Here is a 19,132-nt window from a genome sequence, read left to right on the forward strand (position 1 = left end):
GGGACATCCTGCGAAGCGAGGAAGGTTATGCCCTGGCCGTACGCCGAATGACGGAACCGGAAAGCGTATTTGGACAACTGAAGAATAACCGGGGCTTCCGGCGCTTTCTGCTTCGCGGCATGGAAAAAGTGACGCTTGAGGTCGGTTGGCTTTCGCTTGCCCATAATATGCTGAAGCAAGCCACGGTGGACCAAAAACGCAAGGCCGCGATTCTCCAATAACAGGAGAATCGCGGCCTTGCTGTCTTTTTACTGCCTCTTGAATACATATGGGCTGTTTCTTTTTTTTGAAAATCTACTCATGAGACAGCCCCTTCTTTGGGTTTAGTGGAATAAAAGTTGTTGTCACGGTCATTATTCGGAAACTATACCCACGTGACAGGCCGTCCGATGTCGGATTACAAGAACATTAGCCGAATGAAGTCTGCTTGAATTGCGGGCTTTATTTATTACCGGATCAAGCTTTTGTCATTTGTTAATGTCAAGAACATTGTCCGATTGCCAACGAGCTTTGCCGGTCGGCAGCCTGTTTATCGAACGGGAAAGAAAGTTAAAAAAAGGAAAATCACGATGGGTAGAGAATAAGTTGTTGTCGGGTTAGAGATTGAACTAACGGGGAACTTTAGTTCAATGAAACAGCGACAGTCTTTGACGTTATTATCTCGTCCTTGGCTGTCGCTGTTTCATTTTCTAAGGTCAGTCTAAAACTATATCTTCTGTTAACACTCGCAATTTCCCCCTTCTGCACTCAACTGCAGGCGCAGCAAGGCATCGCTATTCCCGTCCCGGCAAGAACACTGCTTCAGTTACCTGCACGAGGCAGCGTGCAGCCGTGCTCAAGCTCCCGTTACTTGGATAGATCAGACATGTCGTCCGTTGGGTCTGCTCCAGCTCCTTGATGTGCAGCGAGACCAGCCCGCCGCCGTTCAGCAGCTCGGAGCGCAGATAGGATTTCGGCAGCAGTGCCGCGGCTTTGATCGTTGGCAGCAGCCGGACGATCGCCTCGAAGGAGTCGATCTCCATACGCACATCGGGATCGGTACCGCTGCGCTGAAACAGCTCGTCGGTCATACGGCGGTACCATGTGCCCTTGGAGAAGAGGATCATCGGCAGCCGGGAGAGGTCACTCATGGTCAGCTTCGCAGACAGAGCCAGCGGGTGATGCTCCGAGACAACCAGACGGAGCTGATCCTCGAACAGAGGGATACAGCGCAGACCCGGCTCCTGAGTGGAGGACGCGATAATTCCGAGATCGGACCTGCCTTCGCTGACCGAGGAGACGATCTCATGCGTCTTGCCGGTGATCAGCTTCAGCTCGGCTGCCGGATATTTCTCCATGTAGGCGTTCACCAGCGGCGGCAGTGTGGTCTGGAGTGTAGTTAGGCTGGCACCGAGTGTTACAAGCTGCGGTTCCCCTTCCTTGAACTTCGATAGCGCTTCCAGAAATTTGGAACGCTGCTGCCTTTGCTCCAGCGCATAGGTATAAGTAAGGCGCCCTACCTCCGTCAGCTCCAGCCGCTTGCCGAACCGGTTGAAGAGTGCAACGCCGAGCCGTTCCTCCAGCTTGGAGATTTTGCGGGAGAGGGCGGGCTGGGACAAATTGAGCTGGCGCGAAGCCCGGTTCAGGCTGGAATGCTCCACGACGGCAGCAAAAATATCCAGATCATCAAACATAAGCGCTCCTCCTAAAAGTTTTGTGAGCATAACATCCTGAATCCTCTTCGTACAAAACTTACTTCGTAAGCATAAACCCTAGTTTTGTGAGCATAACATCCTGAATCCTCTTCGTACAAAACTTACTTCGTAAGCATAAACTTAGTTTTGTGCCAAATCCTGAAAATTCAGTCTTTATGGATAGTGATAAATGACATATCCGTTATAAGGAAGTATCCTTTGCCAGCAAGGGATAGCAAGGCTTTTCCAGTAATTATCACGTTATAAATGAGAATTATTATCACATTAAAAATATTCTTATGCGTTTATTGTATAACGTTTAATAATTAGATTGCAATTCCCTTATAAGAGAAAAAGGAGTAACATGAAAAGTGACACAAGATATTCACATATTGTGAAACATACAGCAAAGTCCGGGAAAACAATGAATAGCGGTGAAAAAAGACATTTTACGGGCTTTTCGAATCCTGATGCCCCCTGTTTCAACTGTACTCCCGGCGGTGTATGCTCATTAATGAAAACGCTGTTTTATATCGGAAAGGGGACACTTTGCATGAGAGGATTTTATTCCAGAAAGATTCATTCCTTGCTTGGCGTCATCCCGCTCGGGTTCTTTTTCCTGGAGCACATGCTGACGAATTTCTCGGCAGTAGAGGGAGGCGCTTCCGGTTTCACGGACAGCGTGTTATGGCTGAACAGCCTGCCGCTCGTCTTCTTCCTGGAATTGTTCGGCATATGGCTTCCGCTGCTGTACCACGGGGTCTACGGGCTGTATATTGCTTATCAATCCAAGCCAAACCTGAACCGTTTCAATCTAGAACGGAACTGGCGGTATACGCTGCAGCGGATTAGCGGAGTGATCACCTTCATTTTCATTGTCTGGCATCTGTACGAAACACGGTTTCAGGTGGCGGTCGGCAAGGTGGAGCACGAAGAGCTTGGCGGTGTCATGCATAACATCGTAACCCAGCCGCTGCTGCTGGCTGTGTATATTATCGGTATCCTGGCAGCCTGCTTCCACTTTTCGAACGGTCTCTGGTCGTTCCTGATCAGCTGGGGCATTACTGTGGGGCCGCGTTCCCAGAGAGTATCTTCCGTAATCTGCCTGGGTCTATTCGTGATTGTCAGCTTCATGTTCCTGTTCTCCCTGGTCACCTTCCGTAACGATGAGTTCCAGGCTACGGCTTCGGCTGTACAGTCGCTGCGCAGTCTGATTTAAAAGAAATATAGAAAGTGCGTCCATCTTTGGACGAACCTTAGGATGTAATATACGGGTAGAAATTCCGCATAACAATTAGGAGGGAACAATCATGGCATCAGCCGATATCATTATCGTGGGCGGAGGGCTTGCCGGCCTGATGGCTACCATCAAGGCGGCGGAATCCGGCGCGCATGTACATTTATTCTCCCTTGTTCCTGTCAAAAGATCGCACTCGGTCTGCGCGCAAGGCGGCATTAACGGTGCGGTGAATACCAAAGGCGAGGGTGACTCGCCCTGGGAGCATTTTGACGACACTGTATACGGCGGTGACTTTCTCGCCAACCAGCCTCCGGTCAAAGCCATGTGCGAAGCAGCACCGGGCATCATCCATCTGATGGACCGGATGGGCGTGATGTTCAACCGCACCCCGGAGGGGCTGCTTGACTTCCGCCGGTTCGGAGGCACGAAGCGGCACCGGACAGCCTTTGCGGGTGCGACAACCGGCCAGCAGCTGCTGTATGCACTGGATGAGCAGGTCCGGCGCTGGGAGGCTGAAGGCATGGTCACCAAAAGCGAGAACTGGGAATTCCTCTCGGTGATCCTGGATGACGAGCGGGTATGCCGCGGCATCAGTGCCCAGAATCTGAAGACGATGGAGATTCAGACCTTCCCGGCAGATGCGGTGATTCTGGCGAGCGGCGGTCCGGGAATTATTTTCGGCAAAACAACGAACTCGGTCATCAACACCGGAACGGCTGCCAGCGCTGTCTACCAGCAGGGTGTACATTACGCCAACGGCGAATTCATTCAGATCCATCCGACCGCAATTCCCGGCGATGACAAGCTCCGGCTGATGTCTGAGTCGGCGCGCGGCGAAGGCGGACGCATCTGGACCTACAAGGACGGCAAGCCGTGGTACTTCCTGGAGGAGAAATATCCTTCTTACGGGAATCTGGTGCCGCGCGACATTGCTACCCGGGAGATTTTTAACGTATGTGTGGATCAGGGGCTTGGCATTAACGGTGAGAACATGGTGTACCTAGATCTCTCCCACAAAGACCCGAAGGAGCTGGATGTGAAGCTGGGCGGCATTATCGAAATCTATGAGAAATTCATGGGCGATGATCCCCGCAAAATCCCAATGAAAATCTTCCCGGCTGTGCATTACTCAATGGGCGGCATGTGGGTCGACTATAACCAAATGACCAATATTCCCGGGCTGTTTGCGGCAGGGGAATGCGAATACCAATATCACGGTGCGAACCGGCTCGGCGCGAACTCGCTTGTATCTGCGATCTACGGCGGCATGGTTTCGGGGCCGAAGGCTGTTGAATATATTAAAGGGCTCAAGAAATCGGTACAGGACATTTCCTCTACCGTCTTTGACACCTTCCATAAGACGCAGACGGATAAATATGAGTCTCTGCTGGCGATGTCCGGCACAGAGAATGCCTATGTCATCCACAAGGAGCTGGGCGAATGGATGACCGCCAATATGACGGTCGTACGCGAGAACAAGAAGCTTGAATCGACCATCAGCAAAATCAAAGAGCTGAAAGAGCGTTACCGCAGCATCAACATGAATGATACCTCTCGCTGGAATAACCAGGGCGTAGCCTTCACCCGCCAGCTCTGGAACATGCTGGAGCTGTCCGAGGCCATGACCCTAGGGGCCCTGCTGCGTAACGAGAGCCGCGGTGCGCACTATAAGCCGGAATTCCCGACACGTAATGATGAGGAGTTCCTGAAGACCACCAAAGCCAGTTGGACAGCAGAAGGTCCGCAAATCTCCTATGAAGCGGTGGACGTGTCACTGATCCCTCCACGGGTGCGTGATTACTCGAAGGATTGACCTGCGGAGAAGCAAGTTTTATACTAAGCGATTTCATAGTCGCAATGCTCACAAAACTTTTAGGAGGTAACAGATATGGCGGAAACGGCTGCAGCTCCCAAAAACGTAAAGTTTATCATTACCCGCCAGGACGAACCGGAAACGGCCCCGTATACGGAAGAGTTCGAGCTGGCGTACCGTCCGGGGATGAATGTGATCAGTGCTCTGATGGAAATTCAGCGCAACCCGGTCAATGCCGGAGGCGCCAGCACGGTTCCGGTCTGCTGGGAATCCAACTGTCTGGAAGAAGTATGCGGCGCCTGCTCGATGGTAATCAACGGCAAGCCGCGCCAGGCTTGTGCTGCGCTTATAGATAATCTGGAACAGCCCGTGCGTATCGAGCCGATGAAGACCTTCCCTGTGGTCCGTGACCTGGTGATTGACCGCAGCCGGATGTTTAACGCGCTCAAACGGGTTAAGGCTTGGATTCCTATTGACGGCACCTACGATCTGGGTCCGGGCCCGCGTATGCCGGAGAAGAAGCGCCAGTGGGCCTATGAGCTGTCCAAGTGCATGACCTGCGGTGTCTGCCTGGAAGCCTGTCCGAATGTCAATGAGAAGACCAATTTCATCGGTCCGGCGGCCATTTCTCAGGTCCGTCTGTTCAACGCCCACCCTACGGGCGAGATGAACGCCGACGAGCGTCTGGATGCCCTGATGGAAGACGGAGGCATCGACGGCTGCGGTAACTCGCAGAACTGCGTACGGGCCTGCCCGAAAGGCATTCCGCTGACGACTTCGATTGCCGAGATCAACAAGCAGACTACCAAGCATATGTTCAAACGCTGGCTGGGTGTGTAGGATTAGACAGCCTACCTTATGTATATCAAAGCTGTAAAAAGCTAAAGACACAGCACATCTCCGGGTTAGCGGAGATGTGCTGTGTTTTGCTTTGGAAGTAATTAATTGTTTCTTTCCTGCCGCAAAACGGGTACATTTTTACACAGTCCTACAGGAATGATTCAGTTTACAAGGAGCGGTATCAGGTCTTGGATTCCAATAAATATAGGTGGATATGTTATAATCTCACTAGTCGATGCAACACTCAGGCAGTGGATAAACCAGGGAGGTATGACAGTGATTTGTCGTGAACAGGACGGATATTTGGTAATGCTGAGGCAGCATGAGCACGGTCTGCTGGCCGGCAAATTTGCAGAATGGTTCAAGGAACAGCATGTTCCGGCGGAAGGACGCCGTGCAGAGGTGCTGCGGGCAGTCAGCAATCATGACCGGGGCTGGATCGATCTCGATGAGACCCCTTTCTGGAATGATGCGGAGGGTGCGCCGTATACCTTTATGGATTTTCCGCTTGTGCCGAAGCTAACCTTCTATAGACGGGGACTGGACGAGATTGAAGCGGACACTCCATACGGTGCATTACTATGCAGCTCACATTATGAGCGGCTGATCGAGGTGTCAGGGGAGGACTGCCCGGAGCTTACCGCCTACCTGAAGCACGAGGAGGACCGCCGGGCACGCATCCATCGTCTCCTGGAGAACAGCAAGCCGCTCGCAGAGGGCGAATTGTATTATGATGCCAGATTGCTGCAGTTCTGCGATGACCTCTCCCTTTATCTGGGTCTTAGTAGGCCGGGAACCCCCAAATCGGAGGAGCATCCCTGGTTCCGTGACGGATTCTCGGGAAGTGAGGACTTCAGCTTCACCTCCGGACGCCTGATTTCAGCGGAGTGGCAGGACAAGACTACGCTCCTGCTGGATCCTTTTCCATTCACAGAGAACGTCGAGGTGAGTTTCAAGCTGCGCCGGGTCTCCAAAAAGGATGTGGAGCGCAAAGGAATCGCCCTTGCCTTCAGCGGCACCCCCGAAGAAGAATGCCGGATTACTGTGGCCAGCAAGCCGGAATAGGCCGCGTTTTTGACATGGAACCGGGAACAGGAGTGTTATGCCCATGGCATGGTGGATGTGGACCCTCAATATAGCTGTAATTGTTATGATCTCATGGTGGTTTTACCGGATGAAGCTGAGCCGGATGGGAAAAGGAGTGCTCTTGATCCCCATTCTGATCTATACGCTGATCTCCGCCGAAGATCTTCTGAACTGGATTGATCTTCGCACGATTTTGCCCGGGGACCAGGGAATGCGTGCACTGATCCTAATTGTTGCCCTGGCATCCATGCTGTTCTATGTGCTCTTTATTTTTCACGAAATCAAGGAATCCAACAGCAAAGAGGTCAGGATGCAGGAGACGCTCGTGCGTATCAGTATTGCAGCATTCACCTGCATTATTTTTTTCACTGTCGTATATACATCCATATATAAGCTGTTTGGACATTCCTCCTTTGATGGAAATGGACTAGGCGAAGATTTGCTCAGCCAGCTGATTACCTTCCTCTATTTCAGTGTAGCCACTTTCACAACGGTCGGGTACGGAGATGTAGCCCCGGTGGACAATACCTCGCGCCTTGTGGTTGTCATGCAGATCAGCTTCAGCTTCATCACCGTGGCTTATGCGTTATCCATGCTGGGGTTGTTCCGCAAGATTCTGGGCCCGGGTTCGGAAGAGGAGATCGAGGCAGAGATTGATGTGAATATTGAATCAGAGGTTGAAGAAAAGGTAGAGGAGGCTAAGGAGGAGATTCAGGACGAAGAGGATGAGGAATCTTCCCGCTCCAAGCCCTCCCATTAATCTTCTTCCCCGACAATTATCCTGCATGAAAGGAGAACCTCTCTATGAATAAAAAACAGTCTGGGGCTTCTCCGGGCCTCATGGCAGCTACTACAGAAGACAGCACCCGGCACAGTGCTCCTCCCCCGCAAACAGGCGGTGGCCGCAAAATCACCCGCCGCCAGTTCCTCGCAAGGGGAGCAGCTACCGTAATTGGGGCAGGTCTGCTCACCAGCGGCTACGCCTGGCAGGGGGAGCCTAACTGGCTGGACATCACCCGGCTGGAATTGTCCTTTAAGAATCTTCCGTCCGCTTTTGCCGGCACGCGGCTGGTTCATTTCAGTGATGTGCATTTGGGTTTTAACAAGGATGTACATGATCTGAAACGGCTCGCTGGACATATCAAGGAGGCCCAGCCGGACATTATCTGCTTCACTGGCGATATTGTGGACAGCTATGCCGAGGATCTGAAGGAGTCCGTACCGATTCTCGCAGAGATGAGTGCACCGCTTGGCAAATATGCAATCCTGGGCAATCATGATTATAAGAATACAGAGCTGCTTACCCGTCTGCTGAACGATGCCGGCTTCCGCGTGCTGCGGAATCAATCGTATCTGATACAGCAGGGGGGCGCGACTATAGCGGTTACAGGAATTGACGACATGCTGCATGGCAAGCCTGATCCCCAGGCTGCCCTGAAGGGTGTTCCTGAGGATATGTTCACGCTGCTCATGATGCATGAGCCGGATTTTGCAGATACGGCAGAAGCATATCCTTTCCATCTCCAATTGTCCGGTCACAGTCATGGCGGGCAGATCCGCCTGCCCTTTCTGGGTGCGGCATACACGCCATACGGAGGCAACAAGTACATAAGCGGTTTGTATTATACGGAGAAGAAGCGAATGCCCGTGTATGTGAACAGGGGGGTTGGCGAAACCTATATGCCATTCCGGTTCATGTGCAGGCCTGAACTCACCATTTTCACCCTGCGGCGCGCGTAGTACAAACAAGGTCCCGGCATAGAAAAGGAGAAGCCCATGAGCACTTTCGATACGGTATTATCCATGGCACGGCAAGGTGAAAAAGTTGAACTAAAGACGATGCCATCTACCGATGCCGGGGTGCTGAGTGCGCTGCTGATGCATCCGGAAGTGAAGCCTCATATTCTGCTGCGCCATGGGGACAGTTCACCGCATACCTATCTGGAGAAGCTGGTGACCCGGATGTTGTATGCCTTTGACCCTTGCGCACTTCATGCCGGGATTTATGTCAGAGGACGGCACGAACTGATTGGAACAGCCTCGCTGCAGAACTGGAACCGTTATGAGAACAAGGCTGTTCTTGGCTATATACTGAATCCGTTATGGTGGGGGCAGGGACTCGCCACTGAAGCGGTCGGGCTGCTGCTGGATTACGCCATTCAGGAGCTGGGAGTTCAGAAGATCGAGGGACGCTGCCGTGGCGACAACCTCAGGTCAGAGCGTGTCATGATCAAGAACGGGTTAACTCTGGAGCGAATCCTCCCTATGCCGGGCAGTTCAGGGGATGTAATGAAAGTATTCACATTGTTACACAAATGAAATAATGCCGTTATGAAACTCTAACAGTGTCCGGTTAAACTAAGTACATGACCCCCTTTTGAAAATATAAATGCTGTTGGGACCCGATGATTCGGGTCCATTTTTTTGTGCTGATTCTCCTTGGCACCGTTATCGGCAATATAGAGCAGCTGGCCAAGACTGGCGGCTTCCCGGGCAATTAGGATATGATGGTCTGTATACAGCGTCAATAGACCAGGAGGTTATCATCCTTTGAACGAAGTGATCCGAACATTAATGAACCACCGCTCCTTCCGGCAGTATCATGAGCAGCCCGTGGAGCCGGAGAAGCTAAAAACCATTATTGAAGCTGCCCAGGCAGCCCCGTCCTGGGTTCACGGTCAGCAGGTATCCATCATTGCCGTGCGGAGCGAAGAGCGCCGCAAGCAGCTTGCGGTGCTGAGCGGGAATCAGAAGCATGTGGCGGAAGCACCGGTATTTTTAGTGTTTTGCATGGATTTTTACCGGGCCAAAGTGGCAAGTGAGCTGGAAGGACAATCCTTTGAGGCCGCAAGGGACGTGGATGCTCTGCTAGTAGGCGCTACGGATGTGGGCATTGCCTTATCCAACGCCATTGCGGCAGCGGAGTCGCTGGGGCTGGGCATCATCCCGATAGGCGGGGTTCGCCGCCATACAGCGGAGGTGATAGAGCTTCTGCAACTGCCGGAATATGTATTCCCGATTGTCGGGCTGTGTGTCGGCTACCCTGCCGGGGAGCTGCCGAAGAAGCCAAGGCTACCTATGGAAGCTGTTCTTCATGAGGAACGGTACAATCCGGAGGTGAAGGGCCTGATTGAAGAATACAATCTGACCCACCGCAAGTTCCTGAATTCCCAGGGGTTGACGGAAAGGGATTGGAGCAGCACTATAGCCCACTTCTACACCCTCAATCCCCAGTATGGGGATGCACAGCATACGCTGAAGCAGCAGGGCTTCAACTGCGATAATCTGACCAAATAACAAAATGCACCACAGCCACTCACGATAGACGGCAGCAGTCGTCTATCATGTTCAGGGCTGGGTGCATTTTTTTGTAGCTATAGTATACCTTATGCTGAACTATTGGAGCGGCACGGATATTTTCTCCTTCTGTTTGAAGTATACCCAATGGTCGAACCCGATTTCCTTAAGCCTGGCCACCACAGCTTCATGCTGCTCAGCAACGCGTGAAGGCTTATGCGCATCGGAGCCAAAGGTGACTTCTACGCCGTAATGCAGCGCCCGCGACAGGATATCATCCGAGGGGTACCATCCGCCGCATAGCTTGGTGCTTCCAGAGGTGTTGATCTCAATAGCGATGCCGCATTCCCCGATCACGTGCAGGCATTCATCGATTTCAGCAGTTGCGGGGATATCCGAGAACTGTGGAAAATTGCCCTTCATGGCATCAATGTGACCGAGGATCTGGAACATTCCGCTGCGTGCGGAGGCGGTAATCAGCCGGTAGTACTCAGCCTTGCTCGCAATCTTCCCTTTCTGGTCCAGGCCTTTCCAGCGGCCTTTATTGAAAATGCTCACCCCGCCCACATTGTGAACCGAGCCGATGATGTAATCAAACGGATAAGCCGACAAGGTACGGCGGTACAGCTCTGCATGTTCTGGGAAGTAGTCCGATTCGATGCCTAACAGAACATCAATAGTGCCTGCATATTCTTTTTGCAGGGCCAGCACCTCTTCTACATATTGCGCAAGTTCGGATTTGGCCATGGCTATATGGGGAAAAGCCTGCTCTGACGGACTGCCGAAGTAAGGGGTATGATCAGAAATGCCGATCACTTCGAGTCCCGCGGCAATTCCGGCTTCAATATAATCCCTGATCGTTCCGTCAGCGTGGCCGCAGCGGAAATGATGGGTATGCAGGTCGAATTTCATGGATAGAACATCTCCTTAGGCCAGATTAGCGGAAGTAAACTTCAGAAGTATAGTCTTCACTTCGCGGGGGGATTTTATCGGGTGTCCGGGGCACCTGCAAAGTTCGGAATACCTTCACATTGCGGGGCTCACTCTGACCCGATAAATTGAGCTTCCGGCATCCCCTTGAGGTCGCTTAGAAACTGCCGCATGGCTGAGTTGACGTATTTCCCTGATTTTGTGATTACGCCTACAGGATGAGTGACCTCAAGCTCAATAATCGGCACGATCTTAAGGGTGCCATTACGCACCTCGGCCGATACCGACTGCTTGGAAATTACCGCCGCGCCAAGATCCAGCTCCACCATCCGTTTGACTTCTTCACTGCTGGTCAGTTCCATAATAACCTGCGGCTGGATGCCATGCTTGGCGAACACATCATCCGCGAATCTACGGCCGACTGTGTCTGGCGAGAGCAGGATGAGCGGGGTATTGCGAAGCGCTTCAATTCCGGCCGATTTGACCTGTGCGAGAGGATGACGGGGAGAAACTACTAATTCAAAGGTGTCATAGTAGAGTACAGAGGTTGTCATTCCCGGACTTCTGCCGATCAAGTAGCCGATACCGACATCGACCAGGCCGTTCTCCACATGCTGATAAATTTGTGAAGAGGACATGGACGAAATGGAAGTTTTGATATGCGGGAACTGGTCCTGAAAATAAGAAAGGATCCGCGGCAGAATCTGAATGGCAATCGAGGTGGTCGTACCGAGTATAATATGCCCCTGGGGATTCTCATCCAAATCTGCAAGGCGCTGCTTAAGCTCATCGACGATGCTTACAATCTGTTCCGCGTGTGACAGAAATACCTGTCCCCTGTCTGTCAGGGTTACCGGCTGGTTCCGGTCTACGAGCTGAGTTTTGAACTCTTCTTCAAGGCTTTTGATCTGCGCCGATACCGCCGGCTGGGTCAAATTGAGCAGTTCACCCGCCTTGCGGAAGCTCATGGTTTTGGAGATGGTAATCAGCGTCTCAAGCTGGCTGATATTCATGGACGTACCCCCTTTTGGCCTGATGACGGATGCCGCCTTTTGTTTATAGGATAATTAAAAATGCTTTTCACAGGACCCGGGAGCCCTCTTATGGAGTAGGGTTATGAATATGGATGACGCTGCCTTTTCTATACCTATCTTACGCCGGATGTCGGCATTTGATTAAATTATAGGAGATAACCTCCGGCAGGGCAATGTTACCCGGAAAACTATCTTCATAATTCCTTCGACAAGACCATTAATTTTTGGTGAATAATACCGATATATGAAGTATAATAAATCATTATTACTTAGGACTTTTGGTACATGACTAAAGCCTGGTAGAGGGGGGACAGCACTTTCATGAAAGCAGAAGTAATCAATCCGTTTTTAGAATCTGCAAGAATTGTTATTGAACAGGTGATACAGGTCTCGCCATCCACCGGTAATCTGGGCATAAAGGACATTGAACTGATTGATAATCATATATGGATACAGGTGGGAATGACAGGTCAATTGAGCGGGAACATTATTTTTGGGATCGCTGAACAGGTAGCGCTCAAGATCGTGTCGGCCATGATGGGTGGCTATGTGATTACGGAGATGGACGAGATGGGCCAGAGTGCGATTTCGGAACTGGGCAACATGATCAGCGGCAACGCCAGCACCATTTTGTCGAATCAGGGGGTAGCCGTAGATATTACTCCGCCGAAGCTGATGAAGACAGACGGCATGTCGGTAATGCCGCGCAAAGCGCTGAGCATTCCGCTCTTAATGGAAGGCATCGGAGAGCTTGATATTCAGGTAATGATCTCTTAGTCGGACAATTGGAGCTGAACTTCATTTATGGTATTACAAGACAAGGTGGTTGTTATTACAGGAGCTTCGAGCGGGATTGGAGCGCTGACGGCCCAGATGCTCAGCAAGCGTGGGGCTGTGCCTATCCTGCTGGCCCGTTCGGAGGACAAGCTGAAAGAAACTGCGGCCGGTATCCCGGGCGTTTTTGGCCTGTATATCTGTGACGTTACCGATGAGGAGCAGGTAGTGAAGACCTTTGCGGACATCCTTAGCACATATGGCAGAATTGATGTTTTGCTGAATAATGCCGGCTATGGAAAATTCGCTTCATTTACCGAGATGGAGTCCCGCGAATTCGATGAGATGATGGATGTAAATTACATGGGCATCGTACGGTGTACCAAGGCTGTAGTCCCGCATATGCTGGAACGGGGAAGCGGACAGATTGTTAATGTGGCGTCGATGGCCGGCAAAATCGGCACGGCACGGTCCGTTGCTTATAGCGCAACCAAACACGCTGTGCTGGGCTTCACGAATGCGCTGCGTCAGGAGCTGCGCCAGCAGGGAATCATCGTCTCGGCAGTCAATCCGGGACCGATTGCTACAGAGTTCTTCCGTACAGCTGACCCTTCCGGCAGCTATGAGAAAAGTGTCGCCCGGATTATGATGACACCGGAACATGTGGCCAAGAGGATCGTGAAGCTGATCGAGAAAGGGAAGGAAGAGATTGATCTTCCCGGCTTCGCGGCATGGGGGATCCGCTTTTATGGTCTTTTCCCCCGTCTGGCGGACAAGCTTACCTACAATATGATGAACCGGAAATAATAACAATGGCTTTAGAATGGATCAAACGGCCCTCCATTTGGTGGAGAGGCCTTTTTGGCATATAATGAACATATTATCTCAAACGAAAAGGATGAATTACAATTATGAATAAAGCTTCTTTTGCGGCCATCGGGATCCAGGAAGACCTCGTTGCCCGATTGTCGGAATTCGGCATTCAAGATCCATCCCCTGTTCAGGAGCAGACCATTCCTCTGCTGCTGGAGGGAAGAGATGTGCTTGCCGCATCCCAGACAGGGACCGGTAAGACGCTGGCGTACCTGCTGCCGCTGCTCCAGGGAATTCATCCCGAGCAGAAAGGGATGCAGAAGCTGGTGCTGGCACCTACGCAGGAGCTGGCGATGCAGATTCTCCGCGAGGCGGAACGTTATGGGGCTCATCGCGGCATCAAGGTGATGGGTCTGATCGGAGGTGCTGCGATCAAGCGCCAGATTGATAAGCTGCGTGAGCATCCGCATCTTGTTGTGGGTACCCCCGGACGCATCCGGGAGCTGATTGGTCTGCGTAAGCTGAAGATGCATGAGGTGACCACGATTGTCATCGATGAAGCGGACCAGATGTTCCAGCTCAGCGGAGCAGGCGAGGTGGCGAAGATCGTCAGCAGCGCGCTGCGTACGCGTCAATTGGTCATGCTGTCCGCGACCATCGGGCCGGAGACGAAGGCACTTGCAGCACGGGAGATGAAGAACCCGGCTGAAGTCGGCATTGATCCGGGGGTCATGACCGCGCAGAGCCTTGAGCATCACTACGTGGTCAGCGAGGAACGTAATAAAATAGATATGCTGCGCCGTGTGATCCGCCATTACAACCCGGATCGGGCGATTGTGTTCGTCAATGCCACCGACGATATCGCTGAGGTGACTGCGAAGCTGAACCATCTGGGTCTGACGGCAGCCGCATTATACGGCGATGCGGATAAGGTGACGCGCAGCAATGTGCTGGCCCGCTTCCGTGACGGCAAATTCCGTGTGCTGGTGGCCAGCGACGTGGCCGCCCGGGGTCTGGATATTGAGAATCTGACGCTGGTCGTCAGCTTCGACCCGGCCTTTGACTCAGAGCACTATGTGCACCGGGCCGGGCGTACAGGCCGCATGGGACGCCGCGGCCTGTCCGTAACGATCGTCACGGAGCAGCAGACGTTCATCATGCGCAAGTTCGCCAAGGAGCTGGACATCCAGCTGGAGGAGAAGGAAATGGTAGGCGGCAAGGTACGCGCCGCCGATGAGGCCCGCAGCGAGTACCGCGGCGGGACGGATTCGGGACGCCGCGAGGGCAGCAGCCCGCGCGCGGACGGATCTGCGGCGCGCAGCAGCAAGCCGCAGGTGAGGACTTCGGCAGCGGGAGGCCCGGCCTCCGCAGCCGGGATACAAGCACCGCAGCCGGGTACGGCAGCGGGCTTCGATGAGCGGCGCGATCAGCAGCGCCGCAGCCCGGGTTCCGCCGCAGGGGCCCGGAGCGGCGCTCCTGCAAGCAAGGCGCGCAGCAGTGCGGAGCGCGAGAAGAACCGCAAGAATAAGGGAGCGCCCAAATGGCTGAAAGACAAAACCCCGAGAGGTGATGGTCAATGAATACTGCCCCCGTACTGCAAATTACGGGCTTAAGCGGAGGATACAGCCTGAACAAGCCGGTGCTTCATGATATCGGCCTTCAGGTGCAGCCTGGAGAAATGGTCGGGCTGATCGGATTGAACGGAGCAGGCAAAAGCACGACTATGAAGCATATTCTGGGCCTGATGTCACCGCATAAAGGCGAGATCACCGTCCAGGGCAAGACCCGGAGCAGTGATCCGGAAGCCTATCATGGAGCACTGTCATTTGTACCGGAATCGCCGCTGCTCTACGAGGAAATGACGGTCCGAGAGCATGTCGAATTTACCGCCAGGGCTTACGGCGTGGACCGCAGCGATTATGAATCCCGCAGCAGCCAGCTGGCCGCACTCTTTAATATGGAAGACAAGATGGATACCCTGTCCTCGCATTTATCCAAGGGCATGAAGCAGAAGGTCATGATTATGTGCGCTTTCGTGGCGCGTCCGGCGCTGTATGTGATTGACGAGCCTTTTCTGGGGCTGGATCCGCTGGGCATCCGCTCCCTGCTCGATTTCATGCTGGATCTGAAGAAATCCGGGGCTTCCATTCTGCTAAGCTCCCATATTCTTTCCACCATTGAGAATTACTGCGACCGCTTCATTGTCCTGCACCGCGGCCAGGTCATCGCGGAGGGTACGCTGGCGGAAATGACCGCGGCTGCCGGGCTGCAGGGATTGAATCTGGAGCAGCTGTTCTACGAATTGGTTCAAGGAGGGAAATGATATGGATTTGAAGGAGCTGCGCCGGCAGCGGCGCAGCCGGTTCACCGGGAGCCTGATTCCTTACATGGGTTATATCATTCAGAGCGGTGTAGCCATGCTGTTCCTGCTGGTGTTAATTATCTTCTCGGCCTGGTACACTTCACTACTCCGTGATATTCCGGCAGGCATTCCAATCCGCTGGATCATGCTGATTCTCCTTCTGCCTGCGGTAGCCCACAGCAGCTTCAGGACGTATCTGCAGAGTCCTGACACCATCTTTTTGCTGCCGCAGGGGCACCGGATGAAGGAATATTTCGCTCCAGCCTGGGTCGCCGGGAGTGTCTGGAAGATTCTGCGGCTGGTCTTCGTGCTGATTACACTGTGGCCCCTCTACATACGCACGGATGATTCTCATCAAATGCTGTTTGCCACACTTGTTGTCCTGATCCTGGTGAAGCTGCTGGCAAGCTTTGGCCTGTGGCGGGAGCTTACCATGCTGTCCCGTCCGGCATCTCTTGGGTATACCCTGCTGCGCTGGGCAGTCTCTGGGCTGATGATTGCCGCATGGCTGTGGCAACCCTCTCTGCGTGCGCTGATCTTCATCGTGATTCTGGCCGCAGCCTATCTGGCGGCGCTGGCGGTTCCCGGACGGCACTCCGTTCCCTGGGAACGCCTCATTGCTACCGAACGCAATCAGGGTGCGATAGCGCTGATGATTCTGGGCTGGTTCGTGGATGTGCCGGGACGGGAGCAGCGGGTTTATGTCCGGCGTTATTTGTCCAAATGGGGCGGGGGCATCTCATGGCGGCGTAGTACCGCCTACCGCTTCCTCCTGACTAAAAGCTTCGCCCGGGGCGACATCTTCGGCATTGTGCTGCGAATCGCAGTCCTGTCGTTGCTGCTGGTCTGGTGGAACCGGGGCAGTTATGTGGGTAGCGGCATTTATCTGTTTTTCCTGTTCATCATGGGCGTGCAGCTGTCAGCGCTGCGTAAGCTGCACAGTGAGTCGTTCTGGCTGACCGTCTATCCTCTGCCGGAGGGCAGCAAGGCAAGCAGTACGATTCAGTTCATTTTCCGCGCGCATTTACTGCTGGCTGTGCTGACCGGTCTGCCATTCCTGACCGCGGTTGTAGAGCGTCCACTGCCTGTAATCGGCACCTTTCTTGCCGGCGGGCTGCTGGCCTATCTCTTCAAAACCCGTGCTTCCCGCAAAGCTGCGCAGGAGGACGACGACATTTAGAGAGATTGAACTTGGGAGCTTGATGAAGCGGTTTATTATTCCAAATGGAAAAAGGATCACTAAATGAGCTCATTTGGCCATGTAATATCCCATGTGGGAAAAAGGATCACTAATTCTGCTGAAAAAGGCCATATTGGATGATTCTGTATGAATTAGGTGGACAAAATCCCATTAAACCTTCTGAACCCAGGGTTACAGCCGATTTAGGTCTACTTATTCCACGTAACTTCAGTTCTAGCTTTAATTCTAGCTTTAATTCCTAAGGAGCTTCATTGTCTCCGTCATGGCTTTCAGGTCTACAGTTCAAGCCGTATTCATCCTATATCTGAAAAAGACGCCTTGGCAGGAGCATTAGCTCCGCTCATGGCGTCCTTTTCTAAAATTATGTGGAGACAATCTAGAGGTACATCTGGAATTGAGGATTCCATTTTTACTTCCGCATGGAGCAGGGAATGGTATACAACGCAGGTAGGACGGGAGAGAGCCGGGGCTCCCTCCCGGGATGGTTATTCCCGGTTAGACAAAGAGTGAACGGCTGATGATGACCAGCAGGATAAAGAGAACCAGAATTGCACCAGTGCTTGTAAACATAGGGTGTCCATATCCGCCTCTAACTTCTTCGCTCATGTTCATTCCCCTTTCGCGTGTGAGTTGTTGTACTTGAGTACACCGTATTGTATGTGTGGAGGGAACAACGTGTATAGGCCAATGCCATAACCGCCTGCAAAAAAAAGTCAGCCCCGGTACGCCGGGGCTGACTTCTATGGTCAAAACTTGTTCAATCAGGCTTTTTCCAGATCGCGGATTCCGGAATAGACCATATCGAACAGATCCTCAAGCTGATCTTCTTCAATACAGGAGAAGGCCACGCGCAGATCGGTCTCACCCAGGGCAATCGTGCCCAGGCCGTAGTTATGGATCAGGTGCAGACGCAGGGCATCAGCGTGAACAGTATGCAGCTTCAGGCACATGAAGTATCCGGAGTTGAAAGGATAGTAGGTCCAGACCTCATCGCCGTATTTGCCGCTGTCCAGCAGTGCCTTCACTTTGTTGGCACGGCCCTTCATGATCTGGAACTTCTCTTCCTTCTGCTCCGCAAATTTAGGCGACTTGAGCGCATCCAGTACAAAGGTCTGCGAAGGATGCGGTCCGCTGGAAATGGTGGCGCGGATAATCCCCATCGTCTTTTGTTCCAGGGAAGCGAGCACTTCCTTGCTGTCTGAAGCAAAAGTGATGAAACCGACACGGAAGCCCCAGACAAACTCTTCTTTGGTCGCTCCGTCAATCTTCACAGCGAGTACACGCGGATGCAGATTAGCCAGACGGCCGAAGAGGGATTCCTTCAGTGAATCTTCGAAAAAGAGCCCGAAATAAGCGTCGTCACTGACCACTACGACATTGATGCCTTCTTCTGCAGCGCGTAGAATAGAAGCCACGATCGCTTCGCCTTCCTTGATTCCCGGAGTATAGCCTGTAGGGTTATTCGGGAAGTTGAGCAGCACAATGGCTTTGCCGCGGTCCTTCTGGGCCAGCAGTGCATCCAGCAGCCCCGCGCTGTTGAAGCTCATATCTTCAGTGAAAAGCGGATAGGTGACGGTATCGCTGAGACGGCGCACGCCGAAGGTCAGCTCGTAATTCTCCCAGTTTTTGTCCGGATAGATGACAGCATCGCCTTGATCGGCGAATAGGTCGGCAACGATGCTGAGCCCGTGAGTCAGGGCATTGGTAACGATAGGGTTACCGAAGGACTTGCCTTCAAGCGACGGCGTTTCGCGAAGCATTTTCTCCCGCCATACGGTACGCAGCTCCGGTTTGCCTGCTGGCGGAGCATAACCATACAAGTCCTTGGGGCTGTAAGCTGAGAGCTTATCCTGAATAACACCGAGGTGCATAGGTACACCTTTTTCAGTGGCAATACCAATGGTTGCATTGTATTTCTTGGCGTGGGCGGCCGCTTCAGCGGATTGGCTCAGAATACCCTCTTTGGGATAATACAGCGCTTTGCCAAGATTGGAGAGCATATCGTATACATGTTCATTGCCTGCCTTGATGTTGTCATTCAATTGTCCAGCCAGTGGATTCATCGGTTT

At 52.7% G+C, this 19,132-nt stretch carries 20 protein-coding genes; 14 read left to right on the plus strand and 6 right to left on the minus strand.

Annotated elements, in window-relative coordinates:
- Window positions 1-221: transposase (locus A3848_RS06015; protein WP_074084061.1), on the plus strand; the 221-nt coding region annotated here is incomplete at its 5' end.
- Between the two features lie 552 nt (window positions 222-773).
- On the opposite strand, the gene A3848_RS06020 is transcribed toward A3848_RS06015, so the two are convergent.
- Window positions 774-1,673, minus strand: a complete 900-nt coding sequence (locus A3848_RS06020) for a LysR family transcriptional regulator (RefSeq protein WP_074084062.1) — start codon at window positions 1,671-1,673, stop codon at window positions 774-776.
- 553 nt (window positions 1,674-2,226) lie between these two features.
- Between A3848_RS06020 and A3848_RS06025 the strand changes: the two genes are divergently transcribed.
- The 7 genes from A3848_RS06025 to A3848_RS06055 all read left to right on the plus strand — a co-directional run bounded on the left by A3848_RS06025 (window position 2,227) and on the right by A3848_RS06055 (window position 8,971).
- The gene (locus tag A3848_RS06025; protein WP_074084219.1) at window positions 2,227-2,892 is read left to right on the plus strand and encodes a succinate dehydrogenase cytochrome b558 subunit; all 666 of its coding nucleotides are present in this window, start codon (window positions 2,227-2,229) and stop codon (window positions 2,890-2,892) included.
- A 91-nt stretch (window positions 2,893-2,983) separates the two neighbouring features.
- Window positions 2,984-4,726: a succinate dehydrogenase flavoprotein subunit gene (sdhA, locus tag A3848_RS06030; protein WP_074084063.1), complete on the plus strand. Its 1,743-nt coding sequence runs from the start codon at window positions 2,984-2,986 to the stop codon at window positions 4,724-4,726.
- Window positions 4,727-4,801: 75 nt separating this feature from the next.
- Window positions 4,802-5,566, plus strand: coding sequence for a succinate dehydrogenase iron-sulfur subunit (sdhB, locus tag A3848_RS06035; protein WP_074084064.1), 765 nt, complete (start codon window positions 4,802-4,804; stop codon window positions 5,564-5,566).
- Window positions 5,567-5,842: 276 nt separating this feature from the next.
- A complete protein-coding gene (locus A3848_RS06040) occupies window positions 5,843-6,631 on the plus strand; it encodes a DUF3891 family protein (protein ID WP_178381917.1) in 789 nt (262 codons plus the stop codon).
- Between the two features lie 43 nt (window positions 6,632-6,674).
- Window positions 6,675-7,412, plus strand: coding sequence for an ion channel (locus A3848_RS06045; RefSeq protein WP_074084066.1), 738 nt, complete (start codon window positions 6,675-6,677; stop codon window positions 7,410-7,412).
- 44 nt (window positions 7,413-7,456) lie between these two features.
- Window positions 7,457-8,392, plus strand: coding sequence for a metallophosphoesterase (locus A3848_RS06050; protein ID WP_083611945.1), 936 nt, complete (start codon window positions 7,457-7,459; stop codon window positions 8,390-8,392).
- Window positions 8,393-8,428: 36 nt separating this feature from the next.
- On the plus strand, window positions 8,429-8,971 hold the full coding sequence (locus A3848_RS06055) for a GNAT family N-acetyltransferase (protein ID WP_074084067.1): 543 nt from the start codon (window positions 8,429-8,431) through the stop codon (window positions 8,969-8,971).
- 20 nt (window positions 8,972-8,991) lie between these two features.
- Here the strand turns inward: A3848_RS06055 and A3848_RS32160 are convergent, their stop codons facing one another.
- Window positions 8,992-9,180: a hypothetical protein gene (locus A3848_RS32160; RefSeq protein WP_074084068.1), complete on the minus strand. Its 189-nt coding sequence runs from the start codon at window positions 9,178-9,180 to the stop codon at window positions 8,992-8,994.
- A gap of 31 nt (window positions 9,181-9,211) precedes the next feature.
- Here A3848_RS32160 and A3848_RS06065 point away from each other — a divergent pair, with 31 nt between their 5' ends.
- The gene (locus tag A3848_RS06065) at window positions 9,212-9,949 is read left to right on the plus strand and encodes an NADPH-dependent oxidoreductase (RefSeq protein ID WP_244169793.1); all 738 of its coding nucleotides are present in this window, start codon (window positions 9,212-9,214) and stop codon (window positions 9,947-9,949) included.
- A gap of 99 nt (window positions 9,950-10,048) precedes the next feature.
- On the opposite strand, the gene A3848_RS06070 is transcribed toward A3848_RS06065, so the two are convergent.
- Both A3848_RS06070 and A3848_RS06075 read right to left on the minus strand, forming a co-directional pair.
- Window positions 10,049-10,861, minus strand: coding sequence for a histidinol-phosphatase (locus A3848_RS06070; RefSeq protein WP_074084070.1), 813 nt, complete (start codon window positions 10,859-10,861; stop codon window positions 10,049-10,051).
- 128 nt (window positions 10,862-10,989) lie between these two features.
- The gene (locus A3848_RS06075; RefSeq protein ID WP_074084071.1) at window positions 10,990-11,892 is read right to left on the minus strand and encodes a LysR family transcriptional regulator; all 903 of its coding nucleotides are present in this window, start codon (window positions 11,890-11,892) and stop codon (window positions 10,990-10,992) included.
- A 342-nt stretch (window positions 11,893-12,234) separates the two neighbouring features.
- On the opposite strand from A3848_RS06075, the gene A3848_RS06080 reads away from it, so the two are divergent.
- The 5 genes from A3848_RS06080 to A3848_RS06100 all read left to right on the plus strand — a co-directional run bounded on the left by A3848_RS06080 (window position 12,235) and on the right by A3848_RS06100 (window position 17,042).
- Window positions 12,235-12,690, plus strand: coding sequence for a chemotaxis protein CheX (locus A3848_RS06080; RefSeq protein WP_074084072.1), 456 nt, complete (start codon window positions 12,235-12,237; stop codon window positions 12,688-12,690).
- 27 nt (window positions 12,691-12,717) lie between these two features.
- Entirely contained in the window at window positions 12,718-13,494 is a 777-nt protein-coding gene (locus A3848_RS06085; protein WP_074084073.1) for an SDR family NAD(P)-dependent oxidoreductase, read from the plus strand.
- 104 nt (window positions 13,495-13,598) lie between these two features.
- Window positions 13,599-15,080 (plus strand): DEAD/DEAH box helicase, encoded by a 1,482-nt coding sequence (locus tag A3848_RS06090; protein ID WP_074084074.1) that lies wholly within the window; start codon window positions 13,599-13,601, stop codon window positions 15,078-15,080.
- A complete protein-coding gene (locus tag A3848_RS06095) occupies window positions 15,077-15,823 on the plus strand; it encodes an ABC transporter ATP-binding protein (RefSeq protein ID WP_074084075.1) in 747 nt (248 codons plus the stop codon). Before A3848_RS06090 ends, A3848_RS06095 begins: the two co-directional genes overlap by 4 nt.
- Window position 15,824: 1 nt before the next feature.
- On the plus strand, window positions 15,825-17,042 hold the full coding sequence (locus A3848_RS06100; RefSeq protein WP_074084076.1) for an ABC transporter permease: 1,218 nt from the start codon (window positions 15,825-15,827) through the stop codon (window positions 17,040-17,042).
- A gap of 516 nt (window positions 17,043-17,558) precedes the next feature.
- Here A3848_RS06100 and A3848_RS32605 read toward each other — a convergent pair.
- Both A3848_RS32605 and A3848_RS06105 read right to left on the minus strand, forming a co-directional pair.
- Entirely contained in the window at window positions 17,559-17,669 is a 111-nt protein-coding gene (locus tag A3848_RS32605) for a YjcZ family sporulation protein (RefSeq protein ID WP_208619449.1), read from the minus strand.
- Window positions 17,670-17,824: 155 nt separating this feature from the next.
- Window positions 17,825-19,126 carry an aminotransferase class I/II-fold pyridoxal phosphate-dependent enzyme gene (locus A3848_RS06105; RefSeq protein ID WP_074084077.1) on the minus strand — a complete coding sequence of 434 codons (1,302 nt, stop codon included), beginning with the start codon at window positions 19,124-19,126 and terminating at the stop codon, window positions 17,825-17,827.
- Window positions 19,127-19,132 lie beyond the last annotated feature (6 nt).

This window comes from Paenibacillus sp. P32E, from assembly GCF_001909085.1.
Classification (GTDB): domain Bacteria; phylum Bacillota; class Bacilli; order Paenibacillales; family Paenibacillaceae; genus Paenibacillus_AQ; species Paenibacillus_AQ helianthi.

Excerpts from the sequence above, each read along its gene's own strand:
- A3848_RS06020 (WP_074084062.1), bottom strand. The coding sequence starts at position 1,673 with ATGTTTGATGATCTGGATATTTTTGCTGCCGTCGTGGAGCATTCCAGC.
- A3848_RS06025 (WP_074084219.1), top strand. The coding sequence starts at position 2,227 with ATGAGAGGATTTTATTCCAGAAAGATTCATTCCTTGCTTGGCGTCATC.
- sdhA (WP_074084063.1), top strand. The coding sequence starts at position 2,984 with ATGGCATCAGCCGATATCATTATCGTGGGCGGAGGGCTTGCCGGCCTG.
- sdhB (WP_074084064.1), top strand. The coding sequence starts at position 4,802 with ATGGCGGAAACGGCTGCAGCTCCCAAAAACGTAAAGTTTATCATTACC.
- A3848_RS06045 (WP_074084066.1), top strand. The coding sequence starts at position 6,675 with ATGGCATGGTGGATGTGGACCCTCAATATAGCTGTAATTGTTATGATC.
- A3848_RS06050 (WP_083611945.1), top strand. The coding sequence starts at position 7,457 with ATGAATAAAAAACAGTCTGGGGCTTCTCCGGGCCTCATGGCAGCTACT.
- A3848_RS06055 (WP_074084067.1), top strand. The coding sequence starts at position 8,429 with ATGAGCACTTTCGATACGGTATTATCCATGGCACGGCAAGGTGAAAAA.
- A3848_RS06070 (WP_074084070.1), bottom strand. The coding sequence starts at position 10,861 with ATGAAATTCGACCTGCATACCCATCATTTCCGCTGCGGCCACGCTGAC.
- A3848_RS06075 (WP_074084071.1), bottom strand. The coding sequence starts at position 11,892 with ATGAATATCAGCCAGCTTGAGACGCTGATTACCATCTCCAAAACCATG.
- A3848_RS06080 (WP_074084072.1), top strand. The coding sequence starts at position 12,235 with ATGAAAGCAGAAGTAATCAATCCGTTTTTAGAATCTGCAAGAATTGTT.
- A3848_RS06085 (WP_074084073.1), top strand. The coding sequence starts at position 12,718 with ATGGTATTACAAGACAAGGTGGTTGTTATTACAGGAGCTTCGAGCGGG.
- A3848_RS06090 (WP_074084074.1), top strand. The coding sequence starts at position 13,599 with ATGAATAAAGCTTCTTTTGCGGCCATCGGGATCCAGGAAGACCTCGTT.
- A3848_RS06095 (WP_074084075.1), top strand. The coding sequence starts at position 15,077 with ATGAATACTGCCCCCGTACTGCAAATTACGGGCTTAAGCGGAGGATAC.
- A3848_RS06100 (WP_074084076.1), top strand. The coding sequence starts at position 15,825 with ATGGATTTGAAGGAGCTGCGCCGGCAGCGGCGCAGCCGGTTCACCGGG.
- A3848_RS32605 (WP_208619449.1), bottom strand. The coding sequence starts at position 17,669 with ATGAGCGAAGAAGTTAGAGGCGGATATGGACACCCTATGTTTACAAGC.
- A3848_RS06105 (WP_074084077.1), bottom strand. The coding sequence starts at position 19,126 with ATGAATCCACTGGCTGGACAATTGAATGACAACATCAAGGCAGGCAAT.